General features: G+C 59.8%; 15 protein-coding genes. 4 read left to right on the plus strand and 11 right to left on the minus strand.

Features of this window, described 5'->3' with window-relative positions; genetic code table 11:
- Positions 1 to 222 precede the first annotated feature (222 nt).
- The 5 genes from KVT38_RS25855 to KVT38_RS25880 all read right to left on the minus strand — a co-directional run bounded on the left by KVT38_RS25855 (position 223) and on the right by KVT38_RS25880 (position 5,986).
- Entirely contained in the window at positions 223 to 1,077 is an 855-nt protein-coding gene (locus KVT38_RS25855) for an ABC transporter permease (protein ID WP_217596633.1), read from the minus strand.
- Positions 1,058 to 1,837 carry an ABC transporter ATP-binding protein gene (locus KVT38_RS25860; protein ID WP_217596634.1) on the minus strand — a complete coding sequence of 260 codons (780 nt, stop codon included), beginning with the start codon at positions 1,835 to 1,837 and terminating at the stop codon, positions 1,058 to 1,060. Before KVT38_RS25860 ends, KVT38_RS25855 begins: the two co-directional genes overlap by 20 nt.
- Before the next feature lie 4 nt (positions 1,838 to 1,841).
- The gene (locus tag KVT38_RS25865) at positions 1,842 to 2,939 is read right to left on the minus strand and encodes an ABC transporter substrate-binding protein (RefSeq protein WP_217596635.1); all 1,098 of its coding nucleotides are present in this window, start codon (positions 2,937 to 2,939) and stop codon (positions 1,842 to 1,844) included.
- 910 nt (positions 2,940 to 3,849) lie between these two features.
- Positions 3,850 to 4,869: a TetR family transcriptional regulator gene (locus KVT38_RS35445; RefSeq protein WP_306795362.1), complete on the minus strand. Its 1,020-nt coding sequence runs from the start codon at positions 4,867 to 4,869 to the stop codon at positions 3,850 to 3,852.
- Between the two features lie 193 nt (positions 4,870 to 5,062).
- The gene (locus KVT38_RS25880) at positions 5,063 to 5,986 is read right to left on the minus strand and encodes a reverse transcriptase domain-containing protein (protein ID WP_217596636.1); all 924 of its coding nucleotides are present in this window, start codon (positions 5,984 to 5,986) and stop codon (positions 5,063 to 5,065) included.
- A gap of 213 nt (positions 5,987 to 6,199) precedes the next feature.
- Between KVT38_RS25880 and KVT38_RS25885 the strand changes: the two genes are divergently transcribed.
- Together KVT38_RS25885 and KVT38_RS25890 are read left to right on the plus strand one after the other, a co-directional pair.
- The gene (locus KVT38_RS25885) at positions 6,200 to 6,625 is read left to right on the plus strand and encodes a MarR family transcriptional regulator (RefSeq protein WP_254639562.1); all 426 of its coding nucleotides are present in this window, start codon (positions 6,200 to 6,202) and stop codon (positions 6,623 to 6,625) included.
- A 16-nt stretch (positions 6,626 to 6,641) separates the two neighbouring features.
- The gene (locus KVT38_RS25890; RefSeq protein WP_217596637.1) at positions 6,642 to 7,394 is read left to right on the plus strand and encodes an SDR family NAD(P)-dependent oxidoreductase; all 753 of its coding nucleotides are present in this window, start codon (positions 6,642 to 6,644) and stop codon (positions 7,392 to 7,394) included.
- A 78-nt stretch (positions 7,395 to 7,472) separates the two neighbouring features.
- Here KVT38_RS25890 and KVT38_RS25895 read toward each other — a convergent pair whose 3' ends face one another.
- From KVT38_RS25895 to KVT38_RS25905, 3 genes are all read right to left on the minus strand, one after another.
- Positions 7,473 to 8,318, minus strand: coding sequence for a carbohydrate ABC transporter permease (locus KVT38_RS25895; protein WP_217596638.1), 846 nt, complete (start codon positions 8,316 to 8,318; stop codon positions 7,473 to 7,475).
- 21 nt (positions 8,319 to 8,339) lie between these two features.
- Entirely contained in the window at positions 8,340 to 9,221 is an 882-nt protein-coding gene (locus KVT38_RS25900) for a carbohydrate ABC transporter permease (protein WP_217596639.1), read from the minus strand.
- 189 nt (positions 9,222 to 9,410) lie between these two features.
- Positions 9,411 to 10,415, minus strand: a complete 1,005-nt coding sequence (locus tag KVT38_RS25905; protein ID WP_217596640.1) for an AraC family transcriptional regulator — start codon at positions 10,413 to 10,415, stop codon at positions 9,411 to 9,413.
- Between the two features lie 188 nt (positions 10,416 to 10,603).
- Here KVT38_RS25905 and KVT38_RS25910 point away from each other — a divergent pair, with 188 nt between their 5' ends.
- Positions 10,604 to 11,314 carry a PIG-L deacetylase family protein gene (locus KVT38_RS25910; protein WP_217596641.1) on the plus strand — a complete coding sequence of 237 codons (711 nt, stop codon included), beginning with the start codon at positions 10,604 to 10,606 and terminating at the stop codon, positions 11,312 to 11,314.
- Between the two features lie 61 nt (positions 11,315 to 11,375).
- A complete protein-coding gene (locus KVT38_RS25915) occupies positions 11,376 to 12,326 on the plus strand; it encodes a sugar phosphate isomerase family (RefSeq protein WP_217596642.1) in 951 nt (316 codons plus the stop codon).
- Positions 12,327 to 12,400: 74 nt separating this feature from the next.
- Here the strand turns inward: KVT38_RS25915 and KVT38_RS25920 are convergent, their stop codons facing one another.
- The 3 genes from KVT38_RS25920 to KVT38_RS25930 all read right to left on the minus strand — a co-directional run.
- The gene (locus KVT38_RS25920; protein ID WP_217596643.1) at positions 12,401 to 13,180 is read right to left on the minus strand and encodes a dienelactone hydrolase family protein; all 780 of its coding nucleotides are present in this window, start codon (positions 13,178 to 13,180) and stop codon (positions 12,401 to 12,403) included.
- Positions 13,181 to 13,292: 112 nt separating this feature from the next.
- Positions 13,293 to 14,054 (minus strand): metallophosphoesterase, encoded by a 762-nt coding sequence (locus tag KVT38_RS25925; RefSeq protein WP_217596644.1) that lies wholly within the window; start codon positions 14,052 to 14,054, stop codon positions 13,293 to 13,295.
- A gap of 259 nt (positions 14,055 to 14,313) precedes the next feature.
- Positions 14,314 to 15,573: alpha-amylase family glycosyl hydrolase (locus tag KVT38_RS25930; protein WP_254639563.1), on the minus strand; the 1,260-nt coding region annotated here is incomplete at its 5' end.

Below are 15,573 nucleotides of genomic sequence, written 5' to 3' on the forward strand. Positions count from 1 at the left end.
ATTGCACGACTTGGAGGCGACGATATGTGCCTCAGGGCACTATCTCGGCCGGATGGCACGACTTGGAGGCGACGATATGTGCCTCAGGGCACTATCTCGGCCGGATGGCACGGCTTGGGAGCGACGATATGTGCCTCAGGGCACTATCTCTTTAAGCAGGCATAGCTCCCCCTTCATTCGCCGCGCCGCCCGGCTTGCGACGGCGGCGCGGCGGCATGTCGATTAATCATAGGGGTGGCGCCTGAGCGAGATGCGGCCGATAAGCGCGACGATTCCGTAGAGCGCCATCGAGAGCACCGCGAGCAGCGCGATGGCGACCATGACCATGTCCATCTGGAACACCTGGCCGCCGTAGATGATCATGTAGCCGAGCCCCGCCTTCGACGACAAAAATTCGCCCATGATGACGCCGACGAGCGTGAGCCCGACGTTGACCTTTAGCGTCGCGATGAGATTCGGCACGCTCGCGGGCAACAGCACCATCCGCAGCGTCTGCAGCTTGGTCGCGCCGAACGACGCCATCAGCTTCAGCTTCGTCTGCCCGATCTCCTTGAAGCCCGACTCGAGCATCATGATCGTGACGATGACCGAGATGGCGATCGCCATGCCGTACACCGAGTAGCGGTCGCCGAGCCAAATATAGAAGATCGGTCCGAGCGCCACCTTGGGCAGCGCGTTCAGCACGACCATATACGGATCGAGCACCTTGGACGCGTATGAGGACCACCAGAGCGCGACCGCGATCGCCGTGCCGATCGCCATCGACAGCGCCAGTCCGATGACGGTCTCCGTCGTCGTCACCCAGGCATGATGCCACAGCCTGCCTTCGAGCGCCAGGCTTCTGAACGAAGCGACCAGCTGCGAAGGGCGACTCGTCAGCATGGCGTCGACCCATTTTCGATCCGCTGCCAGCTCCCAAACGCCGAGGAAAGCCGCGAGCAGCGCAAACCTGGCGAGCCATACGGCCATGCGCAAGCGGCGCTGCGCGCGCAAATATTGTCTGTACGGAAGCGAAGCCGAAGCGGCGGAAGCCGTGGCCCGCGCATGCGGCGCCTCTTTATCCGGATTGGTCGACATGCCCCCCCAGCTCCCTCCAAATGGCGTTAAAATACGAATGGTAGCGCCCGGCTTGCCGCCTTTTCCAAGGAGACAGCCCTTCGCCTTCGTCGAAGCGAATGTCATAGACGCTGGCGATCGTGCCCGGCCGCTTGGACAGAACCATCACGCGGTCGGCCATGCCAATCGCCTCGGAGATGTCGTGTGTCACGAGCACCGCCGTCTTGCCTTGATCCTTGATGATATGAAAAACCTCGTCGGCAAGCGTCAGGCGCGTCTGGTAGTCGAGCGCGGAGAAGGGTTCGTCGAGCAGCAATATGTCCGGCTCGGCCACCAGCGTCCGAATGAGCGCCACGCGCTGCCGCATGCCGCCCGTCAGCTGGGCCGGATTGTGGTCCGCGAACCCGCCCAGCCCGTAGCGCTCGAGCAGCTCGAGCGCCTTGCGCTTCGCCTTCTTCAGGTCCATCCGCCGAATCTCTGCGCCGACGAGCAGGTTGCTCAGCAGATTCCGCCATTCGAACAGATGGTCGTGCTGAAGCATGTAGCCCACCTTCGGAGAGACGCCGCGCACCTCCATCCCGTCGATCAGCACCTTGCCCTTCGTCGGTTTCTGCATGCCGGAGATCAGCGAGAGCAAGGTACTTTTCCCGCAGCCGCTCGGCCCGACGACGCTGATGAATTCTCCGCGCTCGATCGAAGCGCGAATGTCGCTCAGCGCCTCGGTCTCCTGCTTCGGCGTAAAGTAACTCAGCCCGACGCCCTGCAGCTCGATTTGCGCCATGGGTTCATCCCGCCTCCCCGATCCGCTCGACGAAGGTCATGTCGACGATCGTGCTCATATCGGCGATCTTGTCTTCGGCCTTCAGCACACCGTTTTCGATCAGCACGGCTTGCAGCTTGTCGAACGCCGAGGGAGTCAGCACAGGCGATGCCGGCCAGGTATCCTGCTTCTGATACCGCCGCACCGATTCGACGATCCGTTCCTTCGGCGTCCCTTCGAAGTAAGGAGAGAGCGCCGTCGCGATCTCGTCGTCGGACGCGCTTGCCAGCCAGCGGGTCGCCTTGGCGACGGCGTTCGCGAAGCCTTGAACGATCTGCGGATGTTTGTCGATATAGTCCGAGGTCGCGACGAACGACGTCTCCGGGAAGTCGCCGAACGCCTCGCCGAGCGAAGCGACATAGTGGGCTTTGCCTTCCGCGATAAGCGTGGAAGCGACCGGCTCGAACAGCTGGATATAGTCGCCCTGCCCGCTCGCGAATGCGCCCGCCATCGCCGGCGCCGCGATGTTCGTGACGACGTTCGCCCCTTCCGTGCCCTGGGCTTTGAGCGTCGAAGCCATCACCATCTGAGGCGCGCTGCCTGGCCGCCAGCCGATGATTTTTTTGCCCGCGAGCGCATGCCAGTCGAAGGCGTCGACGGAGTCGCGGGACAGCAGGAACGAGCCGTCCTTCATCGTCAGCTGGTAGAAAACTTTAAGCTTTTTGTCGCCTTGCTGGTTGTAAATATAGATGGCGGTCTCGGGTCCGACGAGCGAGATGTCCGCCGTCCCCGCGATAAGCGCGGCCGCGCCTTTGTCTGAGCCCTGGGCGGTGTTCATGTCCAGCTTCAGGCCTTCTTCTTCGAAGTAGCCCCGGGAGATCGCGGCGTAATACGGCGCATAGAAGATCGAGCGGATGACTTCGGAAAATTTGATCGTCACGATCTCCTTCGGCGCGGCGGTCGGGCTCGGACTCAGGTCCGCCGCGGACGGCGAGGGGGAAACGGACGATCCGGCGTCTGTGGTCGGGCTCGCGGACGGCGCGTTCGCGCCGCCGCACGAGGCCGCGAACGCCAGCAGCAGCGCGGCGAGCAGCAGCAGAACAGTTCTTTGCGGCTTGAACATGGCGATAGCCTCCCTTTGATTTTGGAACGAGACGAGGATAGCGCAATTTTGCGCTATTCCATGGGCAACGTGGCGGCGATGGAGCGTGTGTTGGTCGCTCGCGGGCGAGGATAGCGCAATTTTGCGCTATTCCATGGGCAACGGGGCGGCGATGGAGCGTGCGTTGGTCGCTCGTGGACGAGGATAGCGCAATTTGGCGCTATTCCATGGGTAACGTAACGGCGATGGAGCGAGCGTTGGTCTCTCGCGGGCGAGGATAGCGCAATTTTGCGCTATTCCATGGGCAACGTGGCAGCGATGGAGCGTGCGTTGGTCGCTCGTGGGCGAGGATAGCGCAATTTTGCGCTATTCCATGGGCAACGTGGCGGCGATGGAGCGTGTGTTGGTCGCTCGTGGGCGGGAATAGCGCAATTTTGCGCTATTCCATGGGCAACGTGGCAGCGATGGAGCGTGCGTTGGTTGCTCGCGGGCAAGGATAGCGCAGTTTTGCGCTATCCCATGGGCAGCGTGACGGCGATGGAGCGTGTGTTGGTCGCCCGTGGGCGAGGATAGCGCAATGTTGCGCTATCCCATGTGCAGCGTGACGGCGATGGAGCGTGCGTTGGTCTCTCGCGGGCAAGGATAGCGCAATTTTGCGCGATTCGTGTAGTGGCTCGCAACCTCCTCCTCAGACGCTGCGAGCTTAGGTCAAGCTCCGTGCGCAGCATCGCATAGTCCGAATGCACGATGGATTGCATTATATGCCGGGTGGGCTTATCTCGCCCCCGGTCCAAGCCGGAAGGACGTTCGACCGGTCGCACGAATGCCGCTGAACGGCATCAAAAAAGCCGATCGAGGCATACGAAAACCATCGAACGATGATCTCCATATGCCTCGATCGGCTCACAAAACGGCATTTTCGTCTCTGTGCTTAACGAGGCTCGCCTTCCAAGAGCGACCGAATCGCCTCCTGCACGCCTTCCCAGTGCGCCTTCATTTCCTCGCGAGCAGCGGGGCCGGACAGCTTCTCTTGATGAATGCTGATCGTGGCGCCTTGCTTGGCCGGAAGCACCCGGATTTGCAGCGTCGACGGCGCCTCCCAATCGCTCTTCATCCATTGCAGCCGCATGTGGGACAAGGGTTTCACGACCGTAAACCTTCCCGAGTCCCCTTCCCGCGTCGCGAAGTTCTCCCCCTCGCGCACGACGGCGCCTTCGGCTTCCCCTAGCCAGACGCGAAGGCCTTCGGCGCCGGTCAAAAATCGCCAGGCCGCCTCCACCGTTACCGGTACCGTCCTGCGCACGCCGATCTGGTAGCCGGCGTCTTTTGTTTTGCCGACCGCGCTTGCCGTTTCATGACTCGCCGTCTTTTCCATTTTCCCGTCACTCCTCCACTTGGCATCATGAGGCGTCAACGCCTTCGCGAACAGGTCCGCGCTCGATTCGACGACGTCCGCCATCGATACCTCGGACAGCGGATCGCCGCCGTACAATCGGGAGACGAACGCGCCGAAATGCATCCACATAAACGTCATCGCCTGCATTTGCGTATCCGTCTCGACGAGCTTGCCCGCAAGCCGCATCTCGTTCAAGTAGCCGGTCAGCAGCTCGAGCAGCTTCTTCGGATGGCGCTGCGCCTTCTCCCGCACGCCGGCTAGCGTGTCGTCCTTTAACACGATCCGGTACAGCTTGCGGTTACGCGCCATGATCTCGTGATAGATCCGCCCGATCGACCTCAGATCCTGGCCGAGATCCCAGACGATTTTCTGCTCGAACGCGCTTGTCATCTCGTCGGCATAATGGTACCGCTCCACCGCGTGCTCGAGCAGCGTCAGCTTCGTGCCGAAGCGCCGGAACAAAGTCATCTCGCTGACGCCGGCCGCCGCTGCGATTTCCTTGGTCGATACGCCTTTGAAGCCCCTGTCGGCCATCAGGTCGATGGCGGCCTGCATCAGCTTTTCTCTGCTGTCGGTCTCGTCGTATGCGATGTAATTGTCCTCCCTTGTTCGTGTTAGTTAGTGACCACTAACATCCCCCTTCTTTTAAACTACCGCTTTTTCTTTTATTTTGCAACCCCTCATGGAAACGCACGATAAAGAAGCACGTTCCCGGGAACGTGCTTCTCTCTTATACGCTACTCGGGCCTCATGCCGGCGCGAATCGGGACATCATTTTACCTGATGCGCTTTTCCTCCGTCGTGCTTGAAAGGTCGACCCTAAGTACTCGAACGACACGTTCGGATAGCTGCCTTTGCGCGTTCCGTCCTTGCAATAGACGATTTTCGTTTTGTCCGGGTGAGCGGACAAGCCATGGGCCTTCAATTGGCGACGGATTTGCTGGAGCAGCGCTTTGGCTTCCGCCTCGGTTTTACAATGGCAGACGATGTCGTCGGTGTATCGTTCGAAAGGTACGTTCGGACGATTTTTCTGCATCCACTTGTCAAAAATGCCATGCAAATAAAAATTGCCGAGCAAAAAGTTCAATTTGTTGCCTTGCGCGAGCCCTTTCTTCTTTTGAATCAATGCGCCGGACTTCGTTTTTTCGGGCGATTTGATCGTGCGCTGCGTGTACAGCAACACCCAGGGATTGCGAATATGCCGCTTAAGCATGTTCATGAGCAGCCGGTGATCGACGCTGTCACCGAAGCTTCTAACGTCGAGCACGACCGCCCAATCGTGACTTAGACATCTTTTGCCAGCGGTGCGGATCGCTTCCTCACGCGCCTGCTGCTTCTGCCGATGACCGTACGAGTTTCGATGAAAAAGGCCCTCCAGCCGGGGATAAAGCTCGTTTTTCAGCATCGTCTGCACGATAAAATCTTTGACCGTCGGAATGCCGATCGCTCGCCATCCGCCCTTGCGCTTCGGGATGAATACCCTCCGTACCGGCGAGGGCCGATACGCCCCCGAATTCAATTGATCGCGTTGTTCGCGCAAGTGCTTCGTTAAGTTGCGTTTGTAATCGCCGATCGTTTGGCCGTCTACGCCGACGACTTTCGTTTTTTTGGACTGCCTGAACGCTTCTCGAATCAAACGGGGCGATATTTGAAACCGTGCGGCGCGCTTCACGCGAATCCCCCTCCGGATGGATGCGATCGAATCCCTACTGTATATGTCATTGCTTATCTTTTGATTGTGCGGTATCCCAGGCGCGCGATTTCAGACGACGCGAGGTTGACGACGAACCGATTGTTGGCTAAACTAAAATAGTTAAATGGTATTAACCTTTCGTTAATGAATCATTAAACGATTTGAATGATAACCGAAATTCGAGGTGATCGGATGGACAAGCAGGAGACGCTGTCTACGTTGTTCGCGGATCAGATGCTGACCGTCGTTGCCAGCTACGCCAAGCTTCTGGAGAGCGAGATAACGGCACCCCAATATTACATGCTCCAGACGCTGGCCCGGGAGGACCGGATAACCGTATCGCAATTCGCGAGCCTGCTGGGCGTATCGCTTCCGGCCGTAACGAATCTGAGCGGCAAGCTGGTGAGCAAAGGGTATGCCGAGCGGGAGGTGTCCGAGGCGGACCGCAGGCAAGTATTTCTGAGGATCACCGAAGCGGGCCGGGCGTTCGAGAAGCGCATGCTGGACAAGTACAAGGAACTGACGAGCGGGATGTGGGACGGCTTCTCGGATACGGAAATGGATCTGCTAATCGAGGCATACCGCAAGATGTCGGCGCATTTGCAAACGAAAATATAACGGGAGGTTATCGATCATGGGAAGATTGGAAAACAAGGTCGCGATCATAACGGGAGCCGCGGGCGGCATGGGAAAGGCTGACGCGCTGCTGTTCGCGCAGGAAGGCGCGAAGGTCGCGATCACGGACCTGCAGGAGGAGAAGCTTCAGGAGGTCGTCAAGGAGATCGAAGCGGCCGGCGGCGTCGCGCTCGGCTTCAAGCATAACGTCGCATCCGAGGAGGATTGGATCCGAATCGTGGCGGAGGTCGTCGAAGCATTCGGCAAAATCGACATTTTGGTCAACAACGCGGGCATTTCCAACGCGACGCCCTTCCTGGAGATGACGGCCGAGAGTTGGGACAAGACGATGTCGATCAACGTATCGAGCGTCTTTTACGGCCAGAAGCACGTCATCCCGCACATGATCGAAGCCGGCGGCGGCTCGATCGTCAACATCTCGTCGATCGCCGGCCTCACGGGCGGCAGCGGTACCGGCCCTTACACCGCAAGCAAGGGCGCGGTGCGCATGCTTACGAAGGCGACGGCCGTCGACTACGCGCAGTTCGGCATTCGGGCGAACTCCGTGCATCCCGGCTATATCGAGACGCCGATGACCGCCGGCCTTTTCAACGACGACCGCATGACCCAATGGGCGCTCTCCCAGACGCCGCTCCAGCGGCTCGGCAAACCCGAGGACATCGCGCGCGGCGTCCTGTTCCTGGCGTCGGACGAATCGTCGTATATTACCGGCGTCGAGCTGCCGATCGACGGCGGCTACTACGCGAAATAAATTTCGCGCAAAAAAAGCATCGATGTCAGCGCCCCTCTCTACGGCACTGGCGTCGATGCTTTTTTAATATCGCAGAAATCACCCTTTTACCGCAGAATTGGTCAAGCCTTGAATGATGAAGCGCTGGCCGATGACGAAGACGGCGATCATCGGAAGGATGCCGGCCGACGCCGCAGCCATCATGCCGTTGTAGTCGACCGTGTTTTCCAAAATGAAGTTTTGCAGGCCAAGCGGGACCGTGTACAGCTTCTCGTCGATCAGGAACACGAGCGCGTTCTCGTAGTCGTTCCACTGCCAGGAGAAGTCGATAATGGCGAGCGTCGCGAGCGCGGGCTTGGCCAGCGGCAGAACGAGCCGGAAAAAGATACGGAAGTGGCCGGCCCCGTCGAGGAACGCCGATTCGGAAATCTCGTGCGGGATCGACAGGAAAAACTGGCGCAGCATGAATACGCCGAAGATCGTGAACAAGCCCGGCAAAATAAGCGCCAGATGCGTATTGTAGATACCCGCCCACTCGAACATGATGAACTTCGGCACGAACAGCACCTGCGGCGGCACCATCATCATCGACAGGTAGATCATGAACAGCGCGTTGCGCCCCTTGAACTCGATTCGGGCGAAGCCGTAAGCCGCGAACGCCGACAGGAACGTCGCGCCGAGCATGCCGATGATTGAGATTTTGAGCGAATTGAGATAATACGTGCCGAAGCTCTTGGGCCCGGTCCACACTTTGTGATGGTGCGCCCAAGTCGGATGCGAAGGGATCCATTCGATCGGATACTTGAATACTTCGGCCGGCGTCTTGAGCGACGTGCTGATCATCCACAGAAAAGGAATGACCATGACGATCGCCAGCGCCAGCATGATAACCGTGACGAGCAGCCTGCCGGCCGTGCCGGACGTCAAACTTCGTTTGAGCTCCATCTCCGATGCCCTCCCCGTGGCTTAATAGTGAACCCATCGTTTTTGACCCAGCCACTGCAGGAGGGTGATGAGCAAGATGATCGCGAACAGCGCCCAGGAGATCGTGGCGGCATAGCCCATCTCGTAGTAACGGAACGCGTTCTGGTACACGTAAAGCGACAGAATCGTCGTGCTGTTGCCCGGGCCGCCCTGTGTCGTCGCCTGGATGATGCCGAACGTCTTGATCGTCATGATAAGGCCGGTGATGAGCAGCAGGAACGTCGTAGGGCTGACGAGCGGCCAGATGATTTTGCGCAATATTTGTGTAGGCCTCGCGCCGTCGATCTTGGCGGCTTCGAGCAGCTCGGACGATACCTCCTGCAGAGCGGCCAGGTAAATAATCATGTTGTAGCCGAGCAAAAACCACACCCAGATGATGTCGATCGCGTACATGGAGGACGTCGTCGTCGACAGCCAGCCCGGCGGATGCTCGATGCCGACGCTGCGCAGGAAACCGTTGATCGGCCCCTGCTTCGGCTGGAACAGCAGCATCCAGACGAACGCGACCGCGACCCCGCTCGTGATGTAAGGCATGAAGTATAAGCCCCGCAGCAGCTTTTTCAAATAAATCTTCTGGTTCAAAATGACCGCGACGACGAAGCCGAGCGCAATCGAGACCGGCACCGCAAGCAGGAAAACGACCGTGTTGCGCAGCGATAGATAGAACAGGTCGTCGTGCAGCATGCGGACGATGTTGTCTGCGCCGACGAATTCGACGTTCGGGCTCATAAATTTGTAATTCGTGAACATGAGGCCAAACGAATAGACGGCCGGGATCAGGAAAAACACCAGCACCCCGAGCATGCTGGGGCCGATGAACACGTAGCCGAGCAGGCGCTGCCTTCTCATCCAGTTGTTGTACATGCGCATTAACCTCGCTTCTCGAATGAATAGCTCCAGTCTACCAACCGCGCGCCGATCCCATAAGGAACAAAACCATCGTTTTCATCGCACATATCCATGCAAAAAAAGCCGCCCGGGGGCGGCTTCGAGAAGTGGAAAGCATCAAAATGTTCTATTCGGGGAGGATGCTGCTTGAGCATGAGCAGCCGTTCAGCGACGCGCCTGCACCGTCCGCGCATATTCCGACGGAGACATCCCCGTCTCGTGACGGAAGTGCCGGGAAAAGTTGTGCACGGTCGGATAATGAAGCATCGCGGCAATCTCGGTAAACGTATGCAATTGCTCGCGGATGAGCGCCCTCGCGCGTTCGATCTTGAGCTGGCGATAGTACCGCATGATGCTAAGCCCCTTGCACTTCTTGAACAGGGCGAGCGCATGCGTCTTGCTCATATGAAAGTGACGGCAGATCAGCTCGAGGCGAACTTGCCCTTCGATATGCGCTTCGAGATAAGCGACCATCCGCGAAGCGAGATCCGCCTCGCTGCGAATCGTGACGGCGCTGGACACCCGCTGCTCGCGCGCGGGCTCGCAGCCGGCCTGGTACAAGTCGATAAGCAGCAGCTCCAGGTAGAGCTTGATCGACTGCTCCGCTCCGAAGGGCGCGTCAGGTCTGCGCAGCAGCGTATGGTCGAGCGGATCGTCGTAAGGCGGAAGAAAGGCGGCAAACCCGCTGCGGATCAACTGCGCAAGCAGCTCCTTTTGCCGATCGTTCAGCGATAAGATCCGGTTGTTAAAGTGAGCGATGGAGGGCGACGGACATTCGAACGAGACGATGATGACGTTGGGGGATCGAACGCCGTTCGCCCAGACGCCGTGGAACTCGCCCGGCTTGTGGAAGATAACGTCGCCCTGCCTCAGCAAGTAGCCTTCCGTGTCCGCGAATACTTCAAGCTCCCCTTTGTCCACGTAGACGAACTCCCAGAAATCATGCTTCTCGCCCTCGAACTTGAAGTCGGGCGCGAATTCGAAGTAATGGAAGGACACAAGCCTGCGGACGGAAAATTCGATCTGCAGCTTCGTTCGCGGGTAGGCGATACCAGACGCGTGCTCGATCGCTGCGTTAGGCCCCGCGGCTTCGACAACCAACTCCGCCAGTTCGCCTCGCGCCGATTCGGCTCCCGCCTTCCGCTTTCCTGCATGTTCAGCGGCTTCCATCCCTTCACCTCCGCGCTCCGAATCCCTCTCATTTCCACCCATTATAGCATCCTGCAAGTGCGTCGCGCAGTTCCGGCATAAATGCTACAAACCGCGCTCTTTTTGATAAATCGCCGGACGCGCCTCGCCGTTACAATGAAGGCGAATGAAATTGCGATGAGCCAATAGCCAATAGGAGCTGATACCACATGAACGTGTTGGCCGTAGGCTGCCACCCCGACGATCTGGAGATCGGATGCGGCGGGACGCTTGCCAAGCTTGCGAAACAGGGGCACCGCGTAACGATGGCGCATGTCGCGAACGGGAACAAAGGGCATCGTACGATACCGCCGGAAACGCTTCGCGATATTCGTAAGGAGGAAGCTCGCCAGGCAGGCGCTTTGATCGGTGCGGAGGTCGTAAGCCTCGACATCCCCGACTTGTCGGTGAAGGCGGACCAGGACGAATTGATCGTCGGACTCGTCAACCTCATTCGCCGAGTGCGCCCGGATTATATCATTACGCATCCGCCCGAGGATTATATGAAGGATCATATGGAAGTTTCGCGCGCCGTATTCGATGCCAGCTTCGCCGCCTCCATCTCGCACTATGCGCCGGATTCCGAGTTTCCTTTTCACGACAAAGTGCCGCCGATCTACTATATGGACACGCTCGCTGGCGTCGGCTTCCTGCCCACGGAGTATGTGGACATCACCGGCGAGATCGAGGTGAAGATCGCCATGAACGACAGCCATCAGAGCCAGATCAAGTGGCTGTACGAGCATGACGGGATCGATTTTCTCGACTTCGTGAGGACCGTCTCCAAGTTCCGCGGCTTGCAGTGCGGCGCCGGTTATGCGGAGGGCTTCAAAGCCTGCCAGGCATGGCCCCGCATTCCGACGCAGCGGTTGCTGCCTTGATGACGACAAGCACGAACGCTTGAAAACGAACCCTTAACACCACTTAAAAGGAGCTGCTCGAATGGATCTCATGACGACGTTAAAAGTCTCGCTGCTGGAAAATTTTTATCCCGAAGGCTGGGATTTGGCCCGGATCGACGCCTGCTGCGCCAACGCTCCCGAGTCGATCGGCGAGCGCCAGCCGTTCTGGCATCCCGCATTTGCGCCTGTGGGCTGCGCGGATGTCGGGGAACTCGACGTTAAGCTGGGACATGCCATCGCCTTGGAGATCCGCACGGCAAAGGAGCAAGGACGGCAGCTCGCGATGATATTGCCGGCCGGCCCGATGGGCATGTACAAATGGACCGCCTACTTCCTGCGGCAATGGGGTACGGACTGCGGGCACCTCCATACGTTTAACATGGACGAATGGAGCGACGCCGAAGGCCGGACGCTGCCGTCCGACAATCCCGGCTCGTTCCAGTATGCAATGGAGCAGGCGCTCTTCCTCCCGCTCGGCGAGCTCACCGTGCCGGAGAGCCAGCGCAACTTCGCCACGGCCGACAACCTGCCGACTTATGCCGGCAAGATCGCGGCGCTCAAGGCGGACGGCGCCGAGCTCATCACCGTGTTCGGCATCGGCCGCGCGATGCATATCGCCTTCTGGGAGCCGCACTTCGGCGGCGAATACGCGGACGATGCGGCTTGGTCCGCCGCGACGCATCGGATCGCCGCCCAGCTTCACCCACTGACGATCGAGCAGAACGCGATCACCAGCTTCAAAAGCCGCACGACGCTCGTCCCGGGCCGCGCCAACACGATCGGCCCGGGCCTTTTCCTGCAGTCCGACCGCATTCTCGGCGGCTGCGACGGCGCCCTCGGCCGCGGCATGCAGTGGCAGGGCCTCTCGCTGTGGACCACGCTTCGCCACGGCCCCGACCGCTGGCTGCCGTCCACCTTTATGCCGACGCTGCCGGGCACGCTGTTCTACCTGGAGGAGCTGGCGGGACCGCTCGGCGCGGAGATTAACTGAATCTGTCTCGCAGACCGCTCAAATGAAAAAGGGATAAAGCAACATTTCACGGTGCTTTATCCCTTTTTGTCCTTTTAACCGTCGCTCCGATGGGTGACGAACCACGCCAACGCATCCTGCAGCATCGTCTCCGTGAACGTATGGCCGGCACCTTCGTACTCGGTCACGACGAAACGCTCCGGACAAGACGCGTACGCTTCCGTCAACGCCGCACGAAATCGTCTGGCGCCGTCAGGCGGCACATGACCGTCCTGCGCGCCGTTCAGGAAGCGAATCGCCGGCGCATGGGCGTACAGCGAGGCATTCGTTAGCGGATTGCACCGCCGGTAGCAATTCCAGGCATACGTATCGGGCTCGCTCGGCGCCTCGTCCGAGCCGGGGCGAAGCCAGTCCGGCGTGGAAATGCAGGCCGCCACCGCCCGGATGCGGCGGTCAAGGCCCGCTGCCGTCACCGCGATGTCGCCGCCCATCGAGATCCCGCCCGCCAGGACGGCGCCGTCCAGACCGAACCGCTCGAACGCCCAGTCGATGACGCGCGGGTATTCTTCGGCCGTGAGGGCAATCATCGGCCAAAAGTATCGCCGCTTGTTTGCGCCGAGCTTTTGCCGGAACGCCTCCGGCGTCTCGCGCATACGATCCCCGTGCTCGTAAGGATCGTAGGAAACGGCCGTAAATCCTGCGTCCGCAAACAGACGCAGATGCTCGCGCAGCGTGTCCTTGCTCCCGGTCAGTCCCGGCAGCCACACGACCAAATCCCGGCCTGCGCCGGACACCGGACGCTCCCAGATCAAAGGGATATGATCCACGGTCCCGCTGCCGCTTGCGCTCGAATCTTTCTTATTGCCAACGTGCATGCTCCCTCTCCTCCGATCGATGTTGAACGGCTTGTCCTCATACACTTCCCTCTCGCTCGGCGAATTCCTGCCTGCGCCGGCCGTTCAATCCGAAGGACTTCTTGCGAGCGTGTCACGTCGATCGTCGTACGACGCCCGTGAGGCTCTCCTTTGCCGCCGGCTCGACGTACACCTGGGTCACGGCGCCGTCCACGATCTCCAGCGCGTTCAACTGATAGCCGTACGAGCAGCCGCCGTCGATGCCGATCTTGTCTCCCCCGAACCACACGTCGGGCGTATCGTGCAGCTCGATCGTCTTCGTATGACCGAAGACGACCGTCTTGCCGGCCTTGACAGGATGCTTGTAGAACGCTTCGCGGATGAACAGGTAGTCCATCACGCTCTGCTGACGCCAATCCCGAATATCCGGGTTCAGACCGGCGTGCACGTATATGAAGCGGTCGTCTTCGTAGTAGTACTGCAGGCGATCCAGAAATCGAATATGCTCTTCGCAGCAAGAGAGAATACGCGCGCGATATTCGTCGACGCGCTCAGGCACGATTTTCGACCTGTATCCCTTGCCTAGATAGCTGCCGATCGCCTCGGCGCCTCCCTTTTCGAAAAAATTGCGAAGCTCCGCCGGATGCGCCCGGCCCTGCATCACCCGAACGAAACGCCGATCGTGATTGCCCTGCAGCGCGATCGCGCCGGACTCTCGGACGAGCCGCCTTACGAGGGCGACGGCTTGCCTGCTCCCGGGGCCGCGGTCCACGTAGTCGCCAAGCAGGACGAGCTGGTCGCGCTCCCCGTCGAAGCCGCACCTGTCGAGCAGTCGCCTTAACTGCTCCGCGCAGCCGTGGATGTCGCTGATTGCGAGTGTACGTGTCTTCTTCATGACGGCCGCACCTCCTCTAACGGGATCCGCTCGCATCCGAAGCGCCTGCAAGGCGAACCGCCGTTTGTTGGTCCATATGCCCTTCTTTACCCGCGAAGGCGCGATTCGCAATGCATGGGCGGCCTGCAGCATCGCCTGCCATTCGTCGAAGGGCGCCGGAGATCGGCATCCGATAGCAAACGCGGCAAAGCGGCCGCTCGCGCATTGCGAGACGGCCGCTTCGACCGGCTGCCGATGATTTCCCGAAGGTAAGGTAGGCCTATTTCAAATAAGGACCTTCCGTTCCGATCTTGCCGGGCGCCGGATTGCCCGGCAGATCCAGCACGTACACCCGCAGGTTGCCCTTGCCGGATAGCGACACCGATAGCGTGCCGTTCGTTACGGTCTTGGCATCGCCCGTGATCGCATCCTTGTAGGTACCGTTAGGGATGCCTGTATAGCTCGCGGAACCGCTGATCGTCACGAGCGCGAAGCTGTCGACGCCGTTCGCGCTGTCTGTGAACCTGCGCTTGAACGCCATGCCGCCCGAGATGCCGTCGGTCGAATATTGTCCCTTCTGCAGCGCCGGAATCTGGCGGCGGATCATGTTAAGCCGCTGCAGATGCTTGACGAGCGGCTGCTGCAGCGTCGTTGCGACTTGGCCCGTCGCGGAGGCAACCTGGCCGAAGCCGGAGGCGACGACGGTGCCTGCGAGATGGTCGCCGAAGTAGGCGCGACGCGTCGTCGCGAGCGGGCAGGAGGAGCCGCAATCGATCGTCTTGCCGGCCTGGAACTCGATCTCGTCGCCGTACATGATCGTCGGGATGCCGCGGAATGTCCACATCAGGCTCATATTTTCCGCCCATGCGTCCGTGCCGCCATTGTATGCCGTGCTCGACTTGTTCGGTCCATAGTCGTGGCTGCTCACGTATACGACGTTGTAGGTCGCGTCGTTGTATGAGTCGTCCGAGTCCTTGCCGTTAGTGAACGCATTGTACGCATCGCTGAAATTCATGTGCATGCGCATGTCAATGACGTTCATGCCCGATGCCTGGCTGTGGTCCGGCGCATGATAGTTGTTGCCCTGCAGGAACGCGTTGTTCGAGGTCGGCTGGTTCGCCGTGCCCTGCTGCTGCTCGTAGTTGTACATCTCGAGCGACGCGGTCGCGTCGTCCGCGCTGTACGTCTGACGCTCCTTCCACGTATAGAACTGGGCGGAATGGTTCACCGAGCCGCGGTTCCATTTGTCGTTGACGAAGGCCGCCACCTCGCCGAACATGAAGAAATTCTGGCCGGTCGCGCCGAACTTCGTCGCCGAATGGCTCTGCGCCGCCGGCAGGAAGCGCCTGTTCCACGTCGTACGCGGTATGTGCACCGCCGTATCGAGCCGGAAGCCGTCGACCCCCATGTCGATAAAGTTGTTGTAGGCGCCAATCAGATAATTCTGCACCTGCGCGTTCTCGGTGATGTAGTCGGCCAGGTGCTCGAGCAGCCAGCAGCTGCGCGCGTCTTCGCCCTCCCAGTTACCGATCCCGCACTG

Source organism: Cohnella sp. GbtcB17 (assembly GCF_019091135.1).
Lineage (GTDB): Bacteria > Bacillota > Bacilli > Paenibacillales > Paenibacillaceae > Cohnella.